The organism is Roseateles toxinivorans (assembly GCF_004362525.1).
GTDB lineage: Bacteria > Pseudomonadota > Gammaproteobacteria > Burkholderiales > Burkholderiaceae_C > Paucibacter > Paucibacter toxinivorans.
This window is the reverse complement of sequence record NZ_SNXS01000003.1, coordinates 411,311-432,610: the sequence shown is the minus strand read 5'-3', so window position 1 is coordinate 432,610 and position 21,300 is coordinate 411,311. Positions and strand designations below refer to the sequence as shown.

18 protein-coding genes are annotated in these 21,300 nt (G+C 65.8%); 3 read left to right on the top strand and 15 right to left on the bottom strand.

The window, feature by feature from the left end:
• Positions 1-224 precede the first annotated feature (224 nt).
• The 3 genes from DES47_RS13335 to DES47_RS13325 all read left to right on the top strand — a co-directional run bounded on the left by DES47_RS13335 (position 225) and on the right by DES47_RS13325 (position 4,487).
• Positions 225-1,892, top strand: coding sequence for a hypothetical protein (locus DES47_RS13335; protein WP_133701194.1), 1,668 nt, complete (start codon positions 225-227; stop codon positions 1,890-1,892).
• Between the two features lie 83 nt (positions 1,893-1,975).
• On the top strand, positions 1,976-3,673 hold the full coding sequence (locus DES47_RS13330; protein WP_133701193.1) for a GspE/PulE family protein: 1,698 nt from the start codon (positions 1,976-1,978) through the stop codon (positions 3,671-3,673).
• A 58-nt stretch (positions 3,674-3,731) separates the two neighbouring features.
• A complete protein-coding gene (locus tag DES47_RS13325) occupies positions 3,732-4,487 on the top strand; it encodes a hypothetical protein (protein WP_133701192.1) in 756 nt (251 codons plus the stop codon).
• A gap of 80 nt (positions 4,488-4,567) precedes the next feature.
• On the opposite strand, the gene rfbC is transcribed toward DES47_RS13325, so the two are convergent.
• From rfbC to DES47_RS13250, 15 genes are all read right to left on the bottom strand, one after another.
• On the bottom strand, positions 4,568-5,140 hold the full coding sequence (gene rfbC, locus DES47_RS13320; RefSeq protein ID WP_133701191.1) for a dTDP-4-dehydrorhamnose 3,5-epimerase: 573 nt from the start codon (positions 5,138-5,140) through the stop codon (positions 4,568-4,570).
• The gene (gene rfbA / locus DES47_RS13315) at positions 5,140-6,036 is read right to left on the bottom strand and encodes a glucose-1-phosphate thymidylyltransferase RfbA (protein WP_243748292.1); all 897 of its coding nucleotides are present in this window, start codon (positions 6,034-6,036) and stop codon (positions 5,140-5,142) included. Before rfbA ends, rfbC begins: the two co-directional genes overlap by 1 nt.
• Positions 6,037-6,043: 7 nt before the next feature.
• A complete protein-coding gene (gene rfbD, locus DES47_RS13310) occupies positions 6,044-6,946 on the bottom strand; it encodes a dTDP-4-dehydrorhamnose reductase (RefSeq protein ID WP_133701190.1) in 903 nt (300 codons plus the stop codon).
• Complete coding sequence (rfbB, locus tag DES47_RS13305) at positions 6,943-8,016, bottom strand: dTDP-glucose 4,6-dehydratase (protein ID WP_133701189.1); 1,074 nt, start codon at positions 8,014-8,016, stop codon at positions 6,943-6,945. Before rfbB ends, rfbD begins: the two co-directional genes overlap by 4 nt.
• A gap of 92 nt (positions 8,017-8,108) precedes the next feature.
• The gene (locus DES47_RS13300) at positions 8,109-9,983 is read right to left on the bottom strand and encodes a polysaccharide biosynthesis protein (RefSeq protein WP_133701188.1); all 1,875 of its coding nucleotides are present in this window, start codon (positions 9,981-9,983) and stop codon (positions 8,109-8,111) included.
• A gap of 44 nt (positions 9,984-10,027) precedes the next feature.
• Positions 10,028-10,624: a sugar transferase gene (locus DES47_RS13295; RefSeq protein WP_133701187.1), complete on the bottom strand. Its 597-nt coding sequence runs from the start codon at positions 10,622-10,624 to the stop codon at positions 10,028-10,030.
• 13 nt (positions 10,625-10,637) lie between these two features.
• The gene (locus tag DES47_RS13290; protein ID WP_133701186.1) at positions 10,638-11,807 is read right to left on the bottom strand and encodes a DegT/DnrJ/EryC1/StrS family aminotransferase; all 1,170 of its coding nucleotides are present in this window, start codon (positions 11,805-11,807) and stop codon (positions 10,638-10,640) included.
• On the bottom strand, positions 11,804-12,514 hold the full coding sequence (locus DES47_RS13285; protein WP_133701185.1) for a class I SAM-dependent methyltransferase: 711 nt from the start codon (positions 12,512-12,514) through the stop codon (positions 11,804-11,806). Before DES47_RS13285 ends, DES47_RS13290 begins: the two co-directional genes overlap by 4 nt.
• The gene (locus DES47_RS13280; protein WP_133701184.1) at positions 12,511-13,725 is read right to left on the bottom strand and encodes a glycosyltransferase family 4 protein; all 1,215 of its coding nucleotides are present in this window, start codon (positions 13,723-13,725) and stop codon (positions 12,511-12,513) included. Before DES47_RS13280 ends, DES47_RS13285 begins: the two co-directional genes overlap by 4 nt.
• A gap of 4 nt (positions 13,726-13,729) precedes the next feature.
• Complete coding sequence (locus DES47_RS13275; RefSeq protein ID WP_133701183.1) at positions 13,730-14,848, bottom strand: glycosyltransferase family 4 protein; 1,119 nt, start codon at positions 14,846-14,848, stop codon at positions 13,730-13,732.
• Entirely contained in the window at positions 14,845-16,794 is a 1,950-nt protein-coding gene (gene asnB / locus DES47_RS13270; RefSeq protein ID WP_166651977.1) for an asparagine synthase (glutamine-hydrolyzing), read from the bottom strand. Before asnB ends, DES47_RS13275 begins: the two co-directional genes overlap by 4 nt.
• Before the next feature lie 4 nt (positions 16,795-16,798).
• Positions 16,799-18,244: a lipopolysaccharide biosynthesis protein gene (locus tag DES47_RS13265; protein ID WP_133701181.1), complete on the bottom strand. Its 1,446-nt coding sequence runs from the start codon at positions 18,242-18,244 to the stop codon at positions 16,799-16,801.
• Positions 18,241-19,527 (bottom strand): glycosyltransferase, encoded by a 1,287-nt coding sequence (locus DES47_RS13260; protein WP_133701180.1) that lies wholly within the window; start codon positions 19,525-19,527, stop codon positions 18,241-18,243. The genes DES47_RS13265 and DES47_RS13260 overlap by 4 nt, the downstream gene beginning before the upstream one ends.
• Positions 19,528-19,534: 7 nt before the next feature.
• Positions 19,535-20,152: an acyltransferase gene (locus tag DES47_RS13255; RefSeq protein ID WP_133701179.1), complete on the bottom strand. Its 618-nt coding sequence runs from the start codon at positions 20,150-20,152 to the stop codon at positions 19,535-19,537.
• Complete coding sequence (locus DES47_RS13250) at positions 20,145-21,293, bottom strand: DegT/DnrJ/EryC1/StrS family aminotransferase (RefSeq protein WP_133701178.1); 1,149 nt, start codon at positions 21,291-21,293, stop codon at positions 20,145-20,147. The genes DES47_RS13255 and DES47_RS13250 overlap by 8 nt, the downstream gene beginning before the upstream one ends.
• Positions 21,294-21,300 lie beyond the last annotated feature (7 nt).

The window sequence follows — 21,300 nt, the reverse complement described above, 5'->3', positions numbered from 1 at the left end:
AAGACCAAAAAAGTAGTTTCGGTGGGCGACAAGCCCAGTACCAAGTAGGTACAAAGCAACAAAACCTTAAACAAGCGCCAGTTCGTCTGATTGCATCCCCTGAATCAATGGGTATACTTGCTGCCAGCTGTCACATCAACCACTGGTGCAGCGGCCGCTGGAAGCAACGTCAGTGCACCGGCGTGCTTGTTGAGGTGTCAACTTCATATATTTGAGGAAATTAAATGAAACAAAAGCTTCTTTCTGCACTGCTGATGAGCGCTTTCGCTGGCGTGGCAACTACGGCTAGCGCTGGTGTGATCCAGGCTTCGTACAAGAACTACGCTGCCGAAGTGTTCGGTAGCAACGCCGTGGTTTTGACGGCTCCCACGATCAGCTACGCGCTGGCCACTCCGCTGTCGGGTACCGCACTGAACCCCAACCAGTTCAACATCTCCTGGACGTTGAGCGATGGTGAGTGGGCTGCAGCTCCTGCTGTCGGCTTCATTCAGCTGGTTCGCCCGGACAACAGCTTGAGCTTGAACCCCGACTCGGTGACGTTGAGCACTGACAAGAAGACCTTGACCGCTGCGTTCACCGTGGCTGCCAACTACACCACCAGCTCGCAAATCGTGTTGGGTTCCGGCGGTGCCGTGCAGATCACCAAGATCGGTGACAAGCTGGGTGCTCCTGCTGCCAATTCTTGCGGCAACGACGAAGCCAGTGTCAGCGTGACGGTCAAGCTGGCGAACGCCGCCGGCAGCGAGTTCGAATCGAACTTCGCCCTGGCCCCGCTGAAGAACACCGAGTCGATCGCCCGCTCGGCAATGGCCCTGAGCCTGACCGCTCTGAGCTCGGCCAAGTTCCCCCGCACCACGGGTGGCTCGCTGGCTGCTGACATCGAGTCGGCCCGCGTTGACGTGCTGAACCCCTCGCTGGGCACCAAGTTCACCAACGACGGTGACATCACTGCTGCTTCGACCACCACCATCAACCTGGGTGCTCTGGTGATCGCCGACAAGTCGACTCTGTTCGACCTGGGCGGTTCGGCAGCTTACAGCGTGACGGATGCCAACTGGGGTGTTGCCGCAAACGTGACCACCGGTCGTGTTGAAGCGTCGAACCTGACCTTCAAGGTGACGGGCAAGTTCGGTGCTGACGGCACCGTGGACGTCAAGGCCAACACGGTCGTCAACGGTCACTATGTGGTCGGCGCAACGGTCAACCCGACCGTGACGTTCAACGCCGATCGCACGGAAGCCACGATCACCATCGCCAACGCCGGCGTGCAAGCTGCAACCCTCAGCGGCGGCAAGCGCATCCTGCACATCGAGTACACCGTGCCTGGCACGAAGATTGTGCCTGTTGCTCAGTTCAAGATCGCCAGCGGTACCCTGAACAAGGATTCCAACGCGCTTGAAGTGGCCAACTCGGTGTGCCCGGGCGACATCTACACGCTGGTTGCCAATGGCGTGCAGCTCGATGTTCGTAACTACATCCCCGCAATCGTCGAAGCACCGTCGGGTGGCTGGAAGAATGTGATCCGCATCATCAACACCGATGAGAACCAAACATCGGTTGACGTGATCGGCCAAGCCATTCTGCGTGACGGTACGCTGGGTGCCTCGGGCATCATCGCTGCTGCCATGAAGCCGCGTGAAGTGCGCTACCTGAGCGCTGCTTCGATCGACGCTGTGCTGAATGCAGCTGCAACGGCAACCGCCAAGACCTTCGGTGCGGATGACATCGCTGCGAACGCACGTCTGCGCATCTCGGCAGCCAGCGCTTCGATCCGCGTTCAGAACTACCACTTCAACCCGGCCACCGGCAACTACCTGGAAGCTTCCAGCGCCCAGGGCGACGAAGGCCCGAACTACTCGGCCAACGGCGACACCAAGGCTACCAACCGTTAATCTGCGCAAGTAGACAGCGGTACGTTAAGCGGGGGCTTCGGCCCCCGCTTTTTTGTTTGTGAAACACTTTGTATCGATTGACCATGCAGATTGGGCGTTTGCTGATTGCCAAGAAGTTGCTTGGCGAGACCGAGTTGCAACAGGCACTGGCCGAGCAGCGCCAAACTGCCAATGGGCAACGGCTGGGCGCCATCCTTGTGCGTCAGGGCGTAGTCTCCGAGGCAAGCCTCTATGCGGCGCTTTCCGAGCAACTCGCCATTCCACTGTGGAACCGGGTCATTCAAGCCGACGTGCTGGAACGTGCTATCTCGTCACTGAACGACGCCCATGCGCTGCCGGCACCATTGGCACGCCGCTGGAATGCGATCACTTGCCCGGAACCTGACGGTCAGACGCTGACGCTGCTGGCCCGGGACCCCCTGCTACCCGAGTTGCTGGAGTATGTGCAGCGCCACTGGACCTCCGGGCCCATCAGCGCACTACTGGCACTTCCGCAGGACATGAGCGCGGCTCTGAACGCCGTCTATGAATCAAAATCGATTCGCAGTAACGCCGCCGCTGCACAAGGCGATCTCCGCCAGCTGGCACAGGACGCGCCCATCGTCGAATTTGTGGCAACGATGCTATCGCGCGGCACCGATCAGAACGCATCCGACATTCACATTGAGCCAACCGAAACCGGCTTCTTGGTGCGCTACCGCGTCGACGGAGCCCTGCGGGCCACCGAGAGCCATGACCGGGAGCGCTTTGATGCCGTCATCAGCCGCATCAAGCTGGTGAGCGGACTGGACATTGCAGAGCGCCGCTTGCCGCAGGACGGCCGTTTTTCGACCCGTGCGGCGGGCATTGAAACCGAAGTTCGTGTGTCGGTGATCCCTGGTGTGCATGGCGAGTCCGTCGTGATGCGACTGCTGCCCAAGACAGCGCACCGCCGATTCAAGCTCGATGCGGTCGGATTTGAGCCGGATCATCTGGCAGCCCTGCAAGCCGCGCTGAAGGAGCCGGACGGCATCATTCTTGTCACCGGCCCCACAGGCTCAGGAAAGAGCACAACCCTGTATGCCGCACTGGCTGCCACCGACACTGAGAGCACCCGCGTGCTCACCGTCGAAGACCCGGTGGAATACCAGTTGCCCGGCGTCACACAGTTTCAGGTCCAGAGCGACATCGGCTTCACCTTTCCAGCCGCCCTGCGCGCCATTCTGCGGCATGATCCCGACACCATCATGGTGGGCGAGATCCGCGACCCAGAAACCGCAGCCATAGCCATTCAAGCGGCTCTCACCGGCCATATGGTGCTGTCCACGCTCCACACCAATGACGCACCGTCGGCCTTCGTCCGTCTCATAGACATTGGCGTTGAACCGTTCTTGCTCGCTGCGAGTGTGCGCACCGTGATTGCTCAGCGCTTGATTCGGCGTCTGTGCAAGCACTGCGCCCAACCGCTGGCATTGAACGAGTGGGAGGGGGAGCTGCAGACCAGCGCGAGTAAGTTGGGCCTGCTCCAGGCCGAGTATCAGGCTGCTGGCCCGGTGGGCTGCGCTCAATGCTCGGGCACCGGCTACAAAGGCCGTATCGGCGTTCATGAGGTCTTGACTGTGAGTCCTGAACTCAGGCATGCCTTGACTGCCCCGGGATTGTCGGATCAAGCGGTCCGTCAGCACGCCCCCGCTGGATTCAGATCACTGCAGCAAGACGCCCTCTTGAAATTCTGGCGGGGGGAAACCAGTTTATCCGAGGTTGTGGCGCTGGCGGGCAGCCAGTTTCTTGAGCCGACCTGACTCCGGTGCCGCTCCGCCCGATCGATGCTCCTCTTTGACCGTACTTCACACAATCACCATGTTCCTGACTCGAAGCATCCCCCTCATTGCCGCCGCGCTGCTGTTGGGCAGTCCTATCCAGGCTCAACAATCCGCTCCGACCAACAACGCGGCGCCGCCGGCCGCCGAGACCGCCGCTGCGGGTTTGCAGCCATGGCAAATCCGGCGCGAGCGTTTCTCCCAAATCACCAAGGCACTGCAGACAGGCAACGATACCGAAGCGCGAAGCAACTTTGCACGCATCATCCGCGACTATGAGTCGCGCCCGTTCCAGTTGACGCCACTTGAAAGCATGGACCTGCTGGGCTCGGTGTTCGTACCCCAAGCGGGGCTGGAAAAACTCATGCCTTTGGTTGTGGCTCAGGCAGCGCTGGGTTTGTATGACGCAAAACGATTCGCCAGCCCCGGGGCAATGGCCGACTTGCTGCAGGGTGAGAAATTCCTCGAACGTGCCTTCATTCTCGCGGGGCCCCAGCAGGCCGCAAAGTCGCGCAACTTTCTCATTGACAAGTCCGAAGTGGCGGCCAGACTGGTTCAACAAGGCCTGAAGCTGGCCGAGACTGAGGCGCGCTATCCAGAGTACGACGTGAAGTGGGTGACTGCCTTGGGCAAAGGCCTGGATTTCTGCCCCGCAGGCACGACCTGCCCACCGCACGAGGCAGCAAAGCAGGAAGACTGGCCGCGGCTCTGGGCCGAGGTGCGGGAAGAGATCACCAGGTACTACAAGATCGAGCCTGCAAAGCCGACCCCAAGCTCACAGAACGGCAAGCCTTAAGCCAGCGAGCTGCCAGTCGGCCTGCGAACCCGGCGCAGGGTCGCCGAGACCCTTGAGGTCGTTCTGGCTCCGGTCTCTCGTCAGAACAGTTCAGCGGCTGCGAATTCCGGCGCAGCCGCATCCTTGGGCGCCAGGTTTGGCGTGATCAGTCCCTCGGCCACGCCTGGCCAGTTGATGCCAATGCCGGGATCATTCCAAGCGATGCTGCGCTCACTCTTCGGGTCATAGTAATCCGTGGTCTTGTAGAGGAAATGGGTGTCGTCCTCCATCGCCAGGAAGCCATGGGCAAAACCTGCCGGTATCCACAGCTGAATACGATTGGCAGCGCTCAGCTCAAGGCCGAATGATTGGCCAAAGGTGGGTGATCCTCGGCGAATATCCACCGCAACGTCATAGGCCGAACCTCGGACCACGCGCACCAGCTTGCCCTGCGCGTGCGGAGGCAACTGGTAGTGCAGACCACGCAACACGCCGCGCTGCGAGCAGGAATGGTTGTCCTGCACGAATGCGGGAGGAGCGCTCTGGCCCAAGTCACGCAGCGCGACCTCGAAACCTCGCTGGTTGAAGCTTTCGGTGAACCAGCCGCGCTCGTCACCGAAAACACGGCTCTCCAGCACCACAAGCCCTTCGATAGGGGTCGCCACGGGCTTCATCAGCTACTCGCTTTCTCTCTCAACAGTTTCAACAGGTATTGGCCGTAGCCATTCTTCAGCATCGGGGTCGCCAGCGCTTCGAGCTGGGCGTCATCGATCCACTGATTGCGGTAGGCGATCTCCTCCAGGCAGGCGACCTTGAGGCCCTGGCGCTTCTCCAGGGTGGCAATGAACTGGCTGGCCTCCAGCAGGCTGTCATGGGTGCCGGTATCCAGCCAGGCGTAGCCGCGCCCCATGATCTCGACGTTCAGTTCACCCTGCTTCAGATAGACCGCGTTGACGTCGGTGATCTCCAGCTCGCCGCGCGCGCTGGGCTTGATCGAGGCGGCAATGTCGCACACCTGGGTGTCATAGAAGTAGAGCCCCGTCACCGCATAGTTGCTTTTGGGCTTGGCCGGCTTTTCTTCGATGCTCAGGGCATGGCGATGCTCATCGAACGAAACCACACCGTAGCGCTCCGGGTCGGTCACGTGATAGGCAAAGACGCTCGCACCGCGCTGCTGATGGGTGGCATCGGCCAGCAGGCCTTGAAAGTCATGGCCGTAGAAAATATTGTCCCCGAGCACCAGTGCGCTGGCGGTGTTACCGATGAATTCGCGCCCCAGGATGAAGGCCTGGGCCAGCCCGTCGGGACTGGGTTGAACGCAATAGCTGAGGTTGATGCCCCAGCGGCTGCCGTCGCCCAGCAGGGCCTCGAAACGTGGCAGGTCCTGTGGCGTGCTGATCAGCAGGATGTCGCGCATGCCCGCCAGCATCAGCGTGGACAGGGGGTAATACACCATCGGCTTGTCATAGACCGGCAGCAGCTGCTTGCTGATGGCCAGGGTGGCCGGGTGCAGGCGGGTGCCCGATCCACCCGCGAGGATGATGCCCTTGCGTTCGATTGCTTGTTGCATGGCAGACCTATGGTTGTTTGTCGAGAATTTCCGTCAGCATGCGCTCCACCCCCTGTTGCCAGGGGGGAAGCGTCAGATCGAACGCTTGGCGCAGCTTGCGCGTATCCAGGCGTGAATTGAGGGGGCGTTGCGCCGGTGTCGGATAGGCACTCGTCGGCACCGCCTTGATCTGCTCCGGCAAGGCCTTCAACGCCACACCACGCTGGCGGGCCCAATCGGTGACAAAGCGGGCGTAGCCGTGCCAGTTGACCTCCCCCGCCGCGACCGCATGATAGGTGCCGGCCAGTTCAGGGGCCAGCCGCGCACGGCGCAAGGCATGGGCGCTGACATCGGCCAGCAGGTCGGCGCCGGTAGGCGCGCCGAACTGGTCGGCAATCACCGACAGCTGTTCTCGTTCGCCGGCCAGTCGCAACATCGTCTTGGCGAAATTGCCGCCACGCGCCGCATAGACCCAGCTGGTGCGCATGATCAGATGCTGGCAGCCACTGGCACGAATCAAGCTCTCACCTTCGAGCTTGCTCTGCCCGTAGACATTCAATGGCCCCGTAGCGGCATCCTCGGCCCGCGCCGCCTCGCCGCTGCCGTCAAAAACATAGTCCGTGCTGTAGTGCAGCAGCCAGGCACCCAGGGCGGCCGCTTCCCGCGCCAGAACACCCGGCGCCTCGGCATTGATGCGATGGGCCAACTCGGGCTCGCTCTGCGCCTTGTCGACGGCGGTATAGGCGGCCGCATTCACAATCACATCGGGGCGCACGGTCCTAACCGTCTCGGCCAAGCGATCGGGCTCCGAGAAGTCGGCATGCAGGGTCAGGTCACGGCTGACCAAGGCGCAGACTTCGCCAAGCGGGGCCAAGGCCCGTTGCAACTCCCAACCCAACTGCCCATTGCGGCCGAACAGCAGAATCTTCATGCAGTTGCCGCACGCTCGCCATAGTTGGCCTGCACCCAGTCGCGGTAGGCACCGCTTTGCACCTCGGTGACCCAGTCCGTGTGATCGAGGTACCACTGCACGGTCTTGCGTATGCCGGTCTCGAAGGTTTCGGCCGGTCGCCAACCCAACTCACGCTCCAGTTTGCGCGCGTCGATCGCATAGCGCCGGTCATGGCCGGGCCTGTCCTTGACGAAGGTGATCAGGCGTCGATACGACCCGGCCGGATCGGGCTTGAGCTCGTCCAGCAAGGCGCAGACCGTCTCGACGATCTCGCGATTGGTCTTCTCGTTCCAGCCGCCCACGTTATAGACCTCGCCCACGCGGCCGCGCGCCAGCACCTCGCGAATGGCGCTGCAGTGATCGGTCACGTATAGCCAATCGCGCACATTCAGGCCATCACCGTAAATCGGCAGCGCCTTGCCGGCCAGCGCGTTCACGATCATCAAGGGAATCAGCTTTTCCGGGAAATGGTAGGGCCCATAGTTGTTGCTGCAATTGGTCGTCAGCACCGGCAGGCCATAGGTGTGGTGCCAGGCGCGCACCAGATGATCGCTGGCCGCCTTGCTGGCCGAATAGGGGCTGTTCGGTTGATAGGGGTGGGCCTCGTGAAAGGCCGCGTCGTCCATGCCCAGGCTGCCGTAGACCTCGTCCGTGCTGACATGATGGAAGCGGAAAGCCTCTTTGGCCGAACTGTCGAGTGCCAGCCACCAGGGACGCACGCTTTCCAGCAGCGCGAACGTGCCTTCCACATTGGTGCGCATGAAGTCGCCCGGGCCGTGAATGCTGCGATCCACATGGCTTTCGGCCGCGAAGTGCAGCAGCGCCCGGGGCTGATGGGTTTGCAACAGCGAGCCGACCAGGGCTCGGTCGCAAATATCGCCCTTTACAAACACATGCCGAGCGTCCCCCTGCAGGCTGGCTAGGTTGCGCAGATTGCCGGCATAGGTCAATGCATCCAGATTCACGACGGTCTCGTCGCTGCCGCGCAGCCAGTCCAGCACAAAATTGCTGCCAATAAATCCGGCACCACCGGTCACTAGAATTGTCATTGCCGCTCCCCCTGATGAACGCTCATCGTTGAATCCAGAAATCCGTCGATCTTTTCGATTGTAGGTACGCTGGGCAGCATAGTGCCGGCAGATCAGGACCGGTCCCGGGCGCCAAACTCGCTGATCAGCCGGCGCAAGGCCTGTCTGACGCTGGCATCGTCCAGCGAAGCCCCTCCGCTGGCAAGCAGTTCGCTCAGCCAGTCGAGGACTGCCGCCGCAGCCACAGCGTCGTCCAGCTTGGCCACACTCAGTCGGGCGATCGGTGTGGGGATGGCGGTATCGCTGTCGCCCAGCAGCTCCTCATAGAGCTTCTCGCCCGGCCGCAGACCGGTGAAGACGATGCGGATCTCGTCGATGCTGTGGCCCGACAGGCGGATCATGTCGCGGGCCAGATCGACGATGCGCACCGGCTCGCCCATGTCCAGCACATAGACCTGTCCCGTCTCGCCCATGGCCGCGGCCTGCACCACCAGGCGGGCAGCCTCGGGGATGGTCATGAAGTAGCGGGTGATGTCCGGGTGGGTGACGGTGACCGGGCCGCCCTTGGCGATCTGCTCCTTGAACTTGGGGATCACGCTGCCACTCGACCCCAGCACATTGCCGAAGCGCACGGCCATGAAGCGGGTGGCATGGCCCTGGGCCGACAGATGGCTGATCACCAGCTCGGCGGCGCGCTTGGTGGCGCCCATCACATTGGTGGGATTGACGGCCTTGTCGGTGCTGATCAGCACAAAGCGCTCGGCCCCCGCCTCGGCCGCGGCCAGTGCGGCGCGGTAGGTGCCCAGGGTGTTGTTGCGCAGCGCGGCCCAGGCGTTCTCTTCCTCCATCAGCGGCACATGCTTATAGGCGGCGGCATGGAACACGACCTGCGGCTTGAGCCGTGCGAAGGTGTGGCGCAGATGTTCGAGATCCTTGACGTCACCGATCAGGCGCACCAGCGGGATGCGCGGAAACTGCTCGGTCAACTCCTGCTCGATCTGGTACAGCGCGACCTCGCTGAGCTCGTAGAGCACGATCTTCTGGGGCGCGAAGCGCGCCACCTGGCGGCACAGCTCGCTGCCAATGCTGCCGCCGGCGCCGGTGATCAGTACCACCTTGCCGCTGATCGCCTCGCTGATGCCGGCCTCGTCCAGCTGCACCGGCTCGCGGCCCAGCAGATCCTCGGGTTCGACATCACGCAGCTGCTCGAGCCTGCTGCCCGACATCAGCTCGGCGCTGCTGGGCACTGTCAGCACATGCAGACCGGTGCCCGCCGCCAGGTCCAGCGCGCGGCGGCGCTGCTTCGGCGAGGCCGAGGGCATGGCGACGATCACATGGGTGATGCCATGCAGTGCGGCCAGCCGGCCCGCATCGTCGAGGCTGCCCAGCACCGGGATGCCACCGGCGCGGGCTTCCCGCTTGGCCGGATCGTCATCGAGCAGGCCCACCACCACCCAACCCTGGTGCTGGATGCCGGCCAGCAGCAGCTGGGCCGCATGACCCGCCCCCAGCACCAGCACACGGTGCGACTCGACCGAGCCGCCGCTGATGCGGCTGCGCATGTGCTCATAGAGCATGCGGTAGCCCATGCGCGTCATGGCCAGCACGATCACGCAGAACACCGGATGCAGGGCCAGCACCGCGCGCGGCACGGCCTTGAGCTCGGCCATCAGCACCCCGGTGGCGCCCAGGCTGCCGGCGATCAGGCAGGCAAAGAGCAGGCGCTTGACCTCGCCAAAACCGGAGAAGCGCCACATGCCCCGGGGCACGCGCAGCAGCCACAACACCAGCACATAGAGCAGCACCAGGCCCAGCATGACCCAGAGGTCGTAGCGGGGCCGTGCCGAGATCCAGCGATCGAAACCGAGCCGGAACAGATAGGTGGCCTGCCAGGCCAGGGCCACAGCCAGACCGTCCAGCACCAGCGACAGCGGCTCGCGGTGGCGGCGAATACGGGTGAGAAATGCGTCGAGGGAGAGCCAGAACATGGTGGGCGGGATTGTGACAGCAGCGGATTCAGGGCTTGGCCTGCTCAGCCGCCCCAAATGGCCTTGATCGTGCGCAAGATCAAGCGCAGATCACCGGCCAGGCTTTGCGTGCGCACATACTGCGCCGCCAGCGCCAGCTTGGCGGGCATGACCTCCTCGACATAGCTGCGCTCGGGGTCACTTGAGCGCGCCAGCACCGCGCCCTCGTCGCGGTACTCGATCGAGGCCAGATCGGTGATACCGGGCCGCACCGACAGCACCAGTTGCCGAAGTTCATCCGGATACAGCACCACATAGCGAGCCACCTCGGGCCTCGGGCCGACCAGGCTCATCGCACCGCGCAGCACGTCCCACAGCTGGGGCAGCTCGTCCAGCTTGTAGCGGCGCAGGGTGGCACCGCTGCGGGTGATGCGGGGGTCGGCGCCGATGGTGATCTGCGGGCCCAGCGCAGGCGCATCGATCCGCATCGTGCGGAATTTGTGGATCGCGAAGGGCCTGCCGTGCCGGCCGACGCGCTGCTGCTTGAACAGGGCAGGCCCCGGCGAGTCGAGCTTGACCCACAGCGCGATGGCCAACAGCAGGGGGCTCAGCAAAAGCAGGCCCAGGGCCGAAAGCAGGATGTCGAACAGTCGTTTGGCCATGCTTGCGGCGCGCTCAGGCCTGCAGGCAATCACTCACCGCCGCGATCACACGCTGCACGTCGGCGTCCGTCATCTTGGTGTAGATCGGCAGGCTCAGCATCTGCTCGTAGGCCTTGTGGCTGTGCGGGAACTGTTCGGGCTTCAGCGCATAGCGATCACGCCAGTAGGGATGCAGGTGCAACGGGATGTAGTGCACGCTGCAGCCAATACCGGCGGCGAACAGCGCCTCGATCAGGCCGTCGCGCGACAGCGGCGCATCGTCGCGCAGGCGCAGCACATAGAGGTGCCATGAGTGCATATCGCCCTCGGGCGCGTCGGGCGGCAAGATCACAGGCAGGTCGGCAAACGCCTCCTGGTACTGCGCGGCGATCTCGGCACGCCGCTGCTGGAAGCCTCTGGCACGCTTCAACTGATGCAGACCCATCGAGGCAGCAATATCGGTCAGGTTGTACTTGAAGCCGGGCGCGACGATCTCGTAGTACCAGCTGGGCACCTTGGCGGTGAAGCGGTCGAAGGCATCGCGGTTCATGCCATGCAGGCGCATCACCTTGGCGCGCTTGGCCAATGCGGCGTTGCGCGTGCACAGCATGCCGCCCTCACCCGTCGTGATGGTCTTGTTGGCGTAGAAGCTGAACACGGTGGCATCGCTGCCCATGGTGCCAATCAGCTCGCCCTCGATGGTGCTGGGCAGGCAGTGGGCGGCGTCTTCCACCACGCGCAGGCCGTGGCGGCGCGCGATGTTCAGAATCTCCAGCATGTCCACCGCCAGGCCACCGAAATGGACGGGGATGATGCACTTGGTGCGCGGCGTGATCGCGGCCTCGACCAGCTTCGGGTCGATGTTCAGCGTCTTCGGGTCGATGTCGACCAGCACCACATCGGCGCCGAGGTAGCGCACCACCTCGGCCGTGGCGGTGAAGGTGTGCGTGGTCGTGATGACCTCGTCACCCGGGCCTATGCCCAGGGCCTCAAGCGCCAGATGCAGACCGGCGGTGGCCGAGTTGACGGCGATCGACTCGATCACCGAGTCGCCCAGGAACTCGGTGAAGGCCTGCTCGAAGCGCTTGGTCTTGGGGCCGGTGGTGACCCAGCCGGAGCGCAGGGTGTCCACCACCTCGGCGATCTCGTCTTCGCCGATATCGGGCAGGGCGAACGGAAGAAAAGGCAAATCGGGCGTCGTCATAGCGGTTTCTCGATACAGGCCAGCACATGGGTGCGCAGCACTGGCAGGCTGTTGAACAGGGGGTAGGCGGCCGGGTGCAGGCGGCACACCAAGCGCGCCAGCGGCGGCGCCAGGGTCAGGCGTTGATGGTTGATGCGGGACTGCGGGAACAGGCTGCGCACGCGCGCCATGGTCACGCCACGCACATCGGCGTTGCGGGGATTGTTGACCGTGAAGTCGTACCAGAGCACGGCGCCACCGGGCTTGAGCCAGCGCCACATCGCATCGGCCACCGATTGCTGGACGGTGTCGCTGAGGATGGACGAGAACACCGTGAACTGCAGCACCAGGTCCTGGCTGGCGGCGGGGATAGGCGCCTGCGAGGCATCGCCCAGGTGCAGGACGCAGCTCGCCGGCAGGCGGCTCCTCGCTTCCTCGAAGCGCTGCGGCAGCAGCTCGATGCCGCTCAGATGCTCGGGGGTGAAGCCCAGGCGCAGCATCTCCAGTAGATTGCCGCCGGCCCCACAGCCGACCTCGGTCAAACGCCAGTCGGCCAAGCGCCCCGGGCGCCGGGCCAGCAGCCTGAGCATCGCGCGCTGCCGCTCCTGCAGCATCTGCCAGACTTCGGGGCGCAGCAGGCTGTAGCGGTCCAGTGCAGCGCTGTCCTCGCGGCGCGCGTAGCGCTGGTGGATGGCAGCCAGCTCCCGGTCTCTCTCCTGCTCGCTCATTGCAGTGCCTCGATGAAGCGCTGCGCCAGTACCGGGTAGGTATGACGCGCCAGCACGAACTCGCGGCCGCGCTGGCCCATTTCGCGGCGCTGCTGCGGCGTCAGCCTGGCCAGATGACGCACGCCCTCGGCAACGGCCGAGGCATCCTGCGGCGCCACGGTCAGCCCGCAGCCGGCCTCCGCCACCGGATCGTTGCCTGCCTCGACCGAATGCAACACTGCGCAGCCCGCCATCATGTAGTCCATCAGCTTGTTGGGCGCTATGCCGAAACGGTAAATGGGCACGCGCTGCCAGCCAATGTAGGCGATGTCGAAGGCCGCCAGCAGAGCGGGAATCTGCGCCTTGGGGATGGGCTCGAACATCGCCACGTTGGCCAGGCCCTCGCCGCGCACGCGCGCCTCCAGCCGGGCCCGCTCATGGCCGCCGCCCACCATCACGATGGACACCGGCTCGTCCTTCAGCAGCCTGGCGGCATCGAGAAGCACATCGAGCGCATTGGGCAGGCCATGGGAACCGGCATAGCCCAGCACCAGGCGGCCGGCCGCGCGCTGCGCCGCCAGAAATTCTGCCAACGATGGAGCCAGTGGCTCGCCCTCGCCCTGCCACTCATCGAGCGCTATGCCATTGGGCACAATGACCAGCTTGCGCAGATCGAGCCCATGCGACTTCATGTGGTCCTGCACCTTGGGCAGCATCGACACCACAACATCGGCATCTCGATAGGCGTCGTTCTCGGCCTTCTGGCACAGCAGCGCGAACGGGTGGCGCGGTGACATGCCGGACAGCTCGATCGGCGACAGCGGCCACAGATCGTGCACCTCGTAGACCAGCCTGGCCTTCGCTGCGCGAGAAATCCGCCGGGCCACCCAGACGTCCATCGGGTAGGTGCTGGACGCAATCACCGCATCGGGCTCGAAGGACTGGGCCAGGATGTCCGCGTCCCTCCACACCTGGCGGCAGAAGGCCCAGATATTCTTCACCCGGCCCAGACCATTGCCCTCGTAGGGAGGCGTCTCGTACCAGCAGTAGTGGATGCCGTCCAGCACCTGGCTGCCCGGCCGCGGCTGGTGGCTGCGCACATGGGACTGGCTGGCCCCCAGTATCAGCACCTGGTGGCCCGCCCTGACCCACTCTCGCGCCAGGTAGTAGGGGCGGTACTCCATGCCCAAATCAGGCGAGCCGGCGTAGTGGTTGATGAGCAGGATGCGCATGGTGTCAGGGCGCCCCGATCAGCTCGCGGTACAGGCCCAGCAGCACCTGCTCGGCACGAGGCCAGTGGTAGTGCGCCAGCACCGCCTCCCGGCCCGCCTTGCCCATCGCCGAGGCAGCAACCGGATCGGCCAACATCTCGCCCAAGACGGCAGCGATCGCCTGCGGATCGGCAGGATCGACGCAGCGCCCGCCGCCGCTGCGCCCCAGGATGTCGCGCCACAACGGAAAGTCGCTGGCCAGCACCGGCAGCTCGGCCGACATGTATTCGAACATCTTGATCGGCAGCGCGTCCATATAGCTGGGCAGCGGCAACAGGGTGACCAGGCCGACGCGGCTACAGGCCAGTACCTGGCGCACCTGCTCACGGCCGACCAGGCCCAGATAGTCCACCCGCGCCCAGCCGGGCTCGGCACGCATCTCGGCCTCGAAGGCGGCATCCTCGAAGGCGCCACACAGGGTCAGGCGCAGATCGGGCACCAGGGCCACCGCGCGCACTATCTGCAGCAGGCCGCGGGTGCGCATCAGTCCGCCGACATAGCAGACGCGCCACTCGCGTTCGACGGGGTCGGCCGGTGGCGCCAGTTCGGCCAGGAAGGGGAAGTTGGACACATTGACGCTGCGGTGCGCCACCCGGGCAAAGCGCTCCGCGATGTGCGGCGTGGACGCGACCACCGCCGCCAGCCGTCGCACCTGGTGGTTCTCATAGATCTCAAAGGCGCGTGACAGCAGCGGCCGCAGCGGCGCGGCAATCCACTGCTTGGTCAGGATCTGGCGCGGCACGTCCTCATGGGCGTCATAGACCACCGGCAGGCCACGCGCCGCAAGCTGCACGGCCAGCGGCAGCAGTTCGGGGTCATGCACATGTACGAGGGCCGGCTGCTCGGCCAGCACCGCCTGCAGGCCCAGGCGCGGCTGTTCGCGCATGCGCGCCAGCCGGCCGGCCGGCCGGGGGCCGAAGTCGACGATGCGCACGCCATCAACCACAGCAGCGCCGAGCCCGTCGCCCACGACCTGCGTCACCGCATAGCCGGCCCGCGCCAGCGACACGCATTCCTTGCGGAAGATGCGGATGTCGTCGCGCGGGTGCACGGTGGTCAGATGAACAACGCGCTGGGCGGTCATGGCCGGACTCCGCTCAACAGGCCTCGGCCCAGCGGGCGGCCCGGTCGGCCGGCCTCTTCAAAATAGAGCCGATGCCAGGTGGCCAGATTCAGTTGGCGAAGCTGCGCGGCCAGTCCGGGCCGTGGCCGCGCTCGGGCGGCGATCTCGCGGGCAAAGTCGCTCTGCTGCAACTGCTGCGCCAGCCAGTCCTTCAGCGGCCCGCCAAACCACTGGGCCTCGGGTATCGGCCAACCCAGCTTGTCGCGGCGCCAGACGATCTGCTCGGGCAGCTGCGGCGCCACGGCGGCACGCGCCAGCCATTTGGTCCAGCCCTCGTGCAGCTTGTAGGCCGCCGGCACGGTGGCCAGGAACTCGACCAGGCGGTAGTCCATGAAGGGCATGCGCGATTCAACCGACCAGGCCATCGCGGTCTTGTCGGCATAGTGGATCAGGTTCGCCAGCGGGCCGTCGAAATCGCCGCGCAGGGCCTGGTCCACCGTCTGCAGCGGCCGGCTGCCCATGCGCAGCAGGCGGGTCAGCGAGGCCGTTGCTCCGGTGCCAACGATGGACCGCGCCGCCTTCACGGCCAGGCCGCTGAGCAGTTGCGGCGCGAAACCGGGCATCGTGCGATGGAACTCGCGCGCCGTGCCCAGCGCCTCGCCCCAGGCCGAATTCACGACATGATTGCGGGCATAGCGGGCATAGCCGGCCAGTTGTTCATCGGCCCCCTGCCCGTCCAGCGTCACCGTCACGCCGCTGGCGGCCACCAGCTTGTAGGTGTGCCAGCTCGACATCAGCGTGTTGGCCGGCGGCGTGTCCAGCGCCCAGATCATCCGTTCATGCTCCGCCGCCAGGTCCTCCCAGCGGGCTTCGATGGTGTTGCTGTGCACATCCAGCTGGCGGGCCACCTCGGCGATATAGGCGCTCTCGTCGGCGTCGCGGTATTGCGGGTCGCGATAGACACTGGAGAACACCTCCTGCTGCTCAGCCACCTGCAGGGCACGCAGCTGCCGGTTCACCAGCAGGGCCACGCTGGAGCTGTCCAGCCCACCGCTCAGCGCCGTGCCCACGCGCACATCGGAACGCAGACGCAGGCGCACGGCGTCGTCCAGCAGGGCCAGATAGCGTTGCTGCAACTCGCGGGCATGGGCAGAGTCAAAACCTGCCCCCGCCTCGGGTTCGGCCGGCCAACGCCAGAACGGCTGCGGATCGAGACGCCCCCCGTCCAGCGCATAGCGGGCCCAGTGCCCGGCCGGAAAGCGGGTGATGCCCTGGAACGGCGTGGCCCGCTGCGCCTCGTCCGGCCCATGACTCAGAAACTGTTCGCAAACCTGCAGGTCGGGCGCAGCCTGCACCAGCGGATGGCACAGCAAGGACTTGATCTCCGAGGCCAGCAGCAACTCGCCGGCCGGGCCCTGCCAGACGTAGAGCGGCTTGACGCCAAAGCGGTCGCGCGCCACAAAAAGCTCGCGGCGCTGCGCATCGAAGATCACCAGCGCCCACATGCCGTTCAGCCGCGGCAGCGCGGCCTCGCCCCATTGGGCAAAGGCTGCCAGCAGCACCTCGGTGTCGCTGTGCGAGCGAAAGCTGTGGCCCAGACCCTTCAACTCCTCGCGCAGCTCGACGAAGTTGTAGATCTCGCCATTGAAGATCGCCCACTGCCCGGGCGCACCTTGCATGGGCTGATGGCCGCCGGCGGACAGATCGACGATGGCCAGGCGGCGCTGGGCCAGCATCAGCTCAAAACGGCTGTCGAGATGGGCCTCGATGCGGCCGTCAACGGCGCCGTGGGGCGAGGCCAGTACCTGGGCAGACGTGTCCGGCCCACCGACGCTGAGCGTCCGCCGGTCGCGCACCAGCAGATAGCCCTCGCCATCCGGCCCGCGATGGCTCAGCGCCTGGTTCATGCGCAGCACATCGCGCGCTGCGCTGCCGGCCGGCACATGGCAAACGACAATCCCGCACATAGATTCAGCTTTGCTCCGCAACAAGGGGGCCCGCACCGCGGGACGGTCGCAACAGGCCGGCGGCCCACAATCCGGCGGCGCTGGCCAGCAGCACGGCCAGCCGCAGGGCCCAGGACCAGAGGGCCGACTCATCAGGCTGGTCGGTCAGAGCGCCCGAGCCCAGCGCCCATGTCAATATGCAGAACATGATCGTCGCACCCGCCAGGCGCAGCCAGCGCAGCGGCAAGGGGTAGAGATGCTGGCCCGCGGCGAGCCAGGCACCCAAGAAAACCGCTGCCGCCATGCACCCCGCCACCGCTGCGCCAACGGCACCGAAGCGCGGGATCAACAGCAGGTCCAGTATCAGGCCCAGCGCCGCCGCGGCCAGGGTCAGCAAGAGCTGCCATCCGGTCTTCTGGGCCAGCGGAATGCCGGGCGCGAAGATATACATCTGAGACATCAACGCCGCAGGCGCCAGCCAGACCAGCAGCGGTGCGGCGCGGGCATAGGCAGGAGCCGTCAACAGGGCCAGCAGCGCCGGGCCCATGATATTCAGCGCCAGGCAGACCAGCAGTGCCAGCGACCAGAAAATCTCGAGCAGGCGTGCCAGCCGTGCCGGCGTCTGCGGTTCGGCATGGTGCGCATAGATCAGCGGCGTCAGGGCGCTCTGCACACCGATCAGCACCAGCGTGGCCAGCGCGGCCACCCGGCTGGCCATGGCGAACAGGCCCACCTCATCGATGGTGGCTTGTGCACCCAGCACAAAGCGGTGCAGGTACACGGTCGCAAACACCGCCACGCCGGCCGGCACCAGCGGCAGCGAGTAGCGCAGCATGCGACGCAACTCGACTGCGTCCACCCTCCAGGCGAACCGCCCTCGCAGTCCGCCCAGGCAGGCCGCAGCCACCAGGGCAGACACCAGGGCCTGCATGGCCAGCACATGGGCCACGGTCGCCGATCCCGAGGCAGCCAGGGCGGCGAGACCGCCCAGCGTCAGCAAGCCATAGGCGATGCTGGCGGCCGCGAAGGCACGCGGTCGCAATTCCCAGCGGAACTGGGCCTGCAACATCAGCATCAGGCCATTGAACGCAATGAACAGCGCCCCTGCCCGCAGCGCCTGAGCCTGCTCGCCGCCGCCCATCAGCGCGCGTGCCAGCGGGCCCGCAGCCAGCATCCCGACCAGGGCGAACAGCGCATAGCCGCCCAAGGCAAAACACAGAGCGGTGCCCACAAGGCGACGGCGCGCCTCATCGGTCTTGCATTCGTTCCAGAACCGCGCCACCGCCTGCGAAGTCTCCATCGGAACAATCAGGTTCGCCAGCACGCCCGTGGTGACGATCAAGTCCAGCAGGCCAAAACCCGCCGGGTCCAGCGTGCGGGCATACAGCGGCAAGAGCAACAAGCCGAGCCCGCGGGACAGGATGGTTCCGGCCGCATACACGAGACCGTCGCTCCAGAGCTGGCGAATCAAGCGGCACCTCCTTCGGCGTAGACCTTGAAGGCCCGTTCGAGCTCGGGCTTGTCGCTCAGCTGCAGGGCCGCGACGCCGCCGTGGGCAATCACGGCGCGCACATGGGCGCGGGCCCTCTCATCGCTCAAACCGCAGCCGGGCAGATGGGTGACGGCCCGCGGTTCGCACCACCATTCGGCAGGAATGTCGGCCTGCAGCAAACGCATCAGGCGTTGCGCCACAAGGGCCGGTGCGCAGTGTTCGGCAATGAACCGAGCGCCCTGCGCACCCAGCTCGCGCCGCCGGCCGGCGTCGGCCACCAGGGACTCGAGCACGGGCTCCAGGTCGTCGGGATTGATGTAGACGGTGGGCGGCAGCGGCAGTGCCCCGACCTGCATGCGGGCCTGATGCGCGGAGCAGCTCCCGACGATGACGGGGCGGCCCAGGCTGGCGGCTTCGGCCGCGAATGCCGCCATCGGCGTGTCGCTATAGAGCTGATCCAGCACCAGGTGGCAGTCCCTCAGGGCCTGGAGGACCTCGGCGTTCGGCCGTCCCTCGATGGTGACAAGCTCTAGCGGTACGCCGCGCTGGCGCAGGCGCTGCACCGCGGCACGGATGCGCTCCGTGCCCTTGAGCAGCGGGTGTGAGGGGCTGTGCAGCACGCGCACCACGCCTGCTTCCGGAGCCGGCGGGCAGGGGGCCGGGGCGCGCGGAATGCCCAGTGCAAACCAGTTGACGAAGGGCCGAGTGTGGAAGTGCCCGGTGGCCATTGCATTGACGCAGACGCTGGCGTAGCGCTCCACCCGCGCAACACGGCGCCGCTGGCGTTGCGCGGCCCGGATGGCCGCCTCCGCGTCGAACGGACGATCGGCCGGGCACAGCCCGCCGTCGATATAGGGCGGCCGGGCATCCGAGCCCACGAACACCGCCACCACCCGTTTGCCGGCGGCACGCAGCAAGAGGCCCTCCAGCGCGGTGTTGGTGATGCTCTGGCCATAGAGAAAGACAAAAGCGTCGTAGCGCGACAGGGCCCAGGCCAGCACCCACCAGCCGAACAGGCTCTGAAGCGCCAGGGCGCCTGCCTTGCGCGGCCCGCGAGGCAAGGACCGTCGCTGCGCGCCGGCCCAAGACCAAAGACGCAGAGGCCAGGCAGGCCGCTCATCTCCCCGGCCGGGCTGGTCGGTGTAGGCAAACGGATGTGGGTAGGCGCAATGGAGATCCGCGGCAACGCCAATGGCACGCAGGCCCGCCACCAGACCGGCCGCTATGCCGGCGACCTCCTGAGGGCCGACGAACACGCGCATGTATCGGTCAGGCGCCGCGCTGCGTGCGCAGTTCAGCCTGCAGGGTCGCGATGAAGGCTTCGTCGACCTCGGCCACCGGCACGGCAGGCGCACCGGCGACGATGCTGCCCGCCGGCACGTCACGTGTCACCGCCGACATCGGCAGCACCATGGCACCGTCGCCAATGGTCACGCCCGGATTGATGACCGAGTGGCCGACGATGTAGCAGCCTTTGCCGATGCGCGTCGGGCGCCTGATGACCTGCGCTCCGCCGGGCCGGTTGGCCAGCAGCAGATTGGCCAATGCGCTGGTGTGCGTCCAGACATACACCCCCACGCCAATCGTCGTGTGGTCGCCGATCTCCAGTCCACCGGAGGCGTCGATGTAGGCGTTCTCGCCCACCCAGACATGCTCGCCGCAGACCAGCTTCTCGGGCATCAGTATCTTGCTGTTCTCGCGCACCCGGCAGCTGGCCGGCAGGCCCAGCAGGCGGGCCCGCTCGTCATCGGTCAGCAATTGCGACAGAAAGCGCAGGGCGATGTCACGGCGCAGGACGCGGTTGCGCTCGCTGTCGATGCGGGCGCCAAGCACCTCCTGCATCAACTCGCCGATACGAGGCTCCAGCGCCTTCAGGAACTCATCCATGACGGTTTGGCTGCAGGACCTGGCTCAACACCGAGGTCACCTGCTGCACCTCCGCCTCGCCATACTGTTCGCAGAATGGCAGCGCCAACCCCTGGTCGTACAAGCGCGATGCCACCGGTGAAACGCCCTCGGTGTTCGCATCGAGTGCGCAGCCGGCGAATGCCGCCAGCGCCGACAGGCACTGCGCGCCCAGATTGGCCTCGACGCCTTGGGCCGCCAGGTCTCGAATCACCCGGGCGCGATCGAAATGCTCGCTCAGCACCACCATGAAGGTCTGCCAGCTGTGACCGGCGTGATCGGCCGGCAGGCTCAGCAGGCCGGCCTGCGCCAGGGGCTGCAACGCCGCACGGTAGGCACCGGCAAGCGCCCGGCGCTGCTCGATCCAGCCGGACAGATGAGGCAGCTGGGCCCGGCCCAGGGCGGCCTGGAATTCCGTCAGACGCAGGTTGTAGCCCGCCTCATGGAACACCAGACCCACCGGACTGCGCTCCATGCCGTGGTTGCGCAGCCGGCGCAGGCGCAGGGCCAGCTCGTCGTTGTCGGTGGTCAGGATGCCGCCCTCACCCGTCGTCAGCGTCTTGCGGGGGTGCAGGGAGAAGCAGGCCACATCGCCACCGCTGCCCACGAGGGTGCCCGGCATCGCGCCAAAGCGTGCCCCGATGGCGCATGCCGCATCCTCGATCACATGCAGGCCCCGGTCTCGCGCCAGCGCCGCCACCGCGGCCATGTCGACGGGCGCGCCGAACTCGTGCACCGGCATCAGCGCCCGCAGCGTCTGCGGCCCCTGCCAGCGCGCCAGCGCAGCCTCCAGCCCCTGGGGTGTGACGCAATAGCGGACCGGGTCGACATCGACCAGCACCGGCCGCGCGCCGACCAGGCGCACGACATTGCCGGTGGCCGGAAAGGTGAAGTCGGGCACCAGCACGGCGTCCCCTGGCCCTATGCCCAGCGCCACCAGCGCCAGATGCAGCGCCGCCGTGCCTGAGGACACCAGCACAGCATGCCGGCAGCCCAGCCAGGCCTGCAGCTCGACCTCGAAACCGGCCACCTGCGGGCCCTGCACAAGCTGGCCGCTGCGCAGCACGGCAGCGGCGGCGGCAATCGCCGCCTCGTCGATATTCGGCCTTGAAAGGCGCAGCATCGCCGGC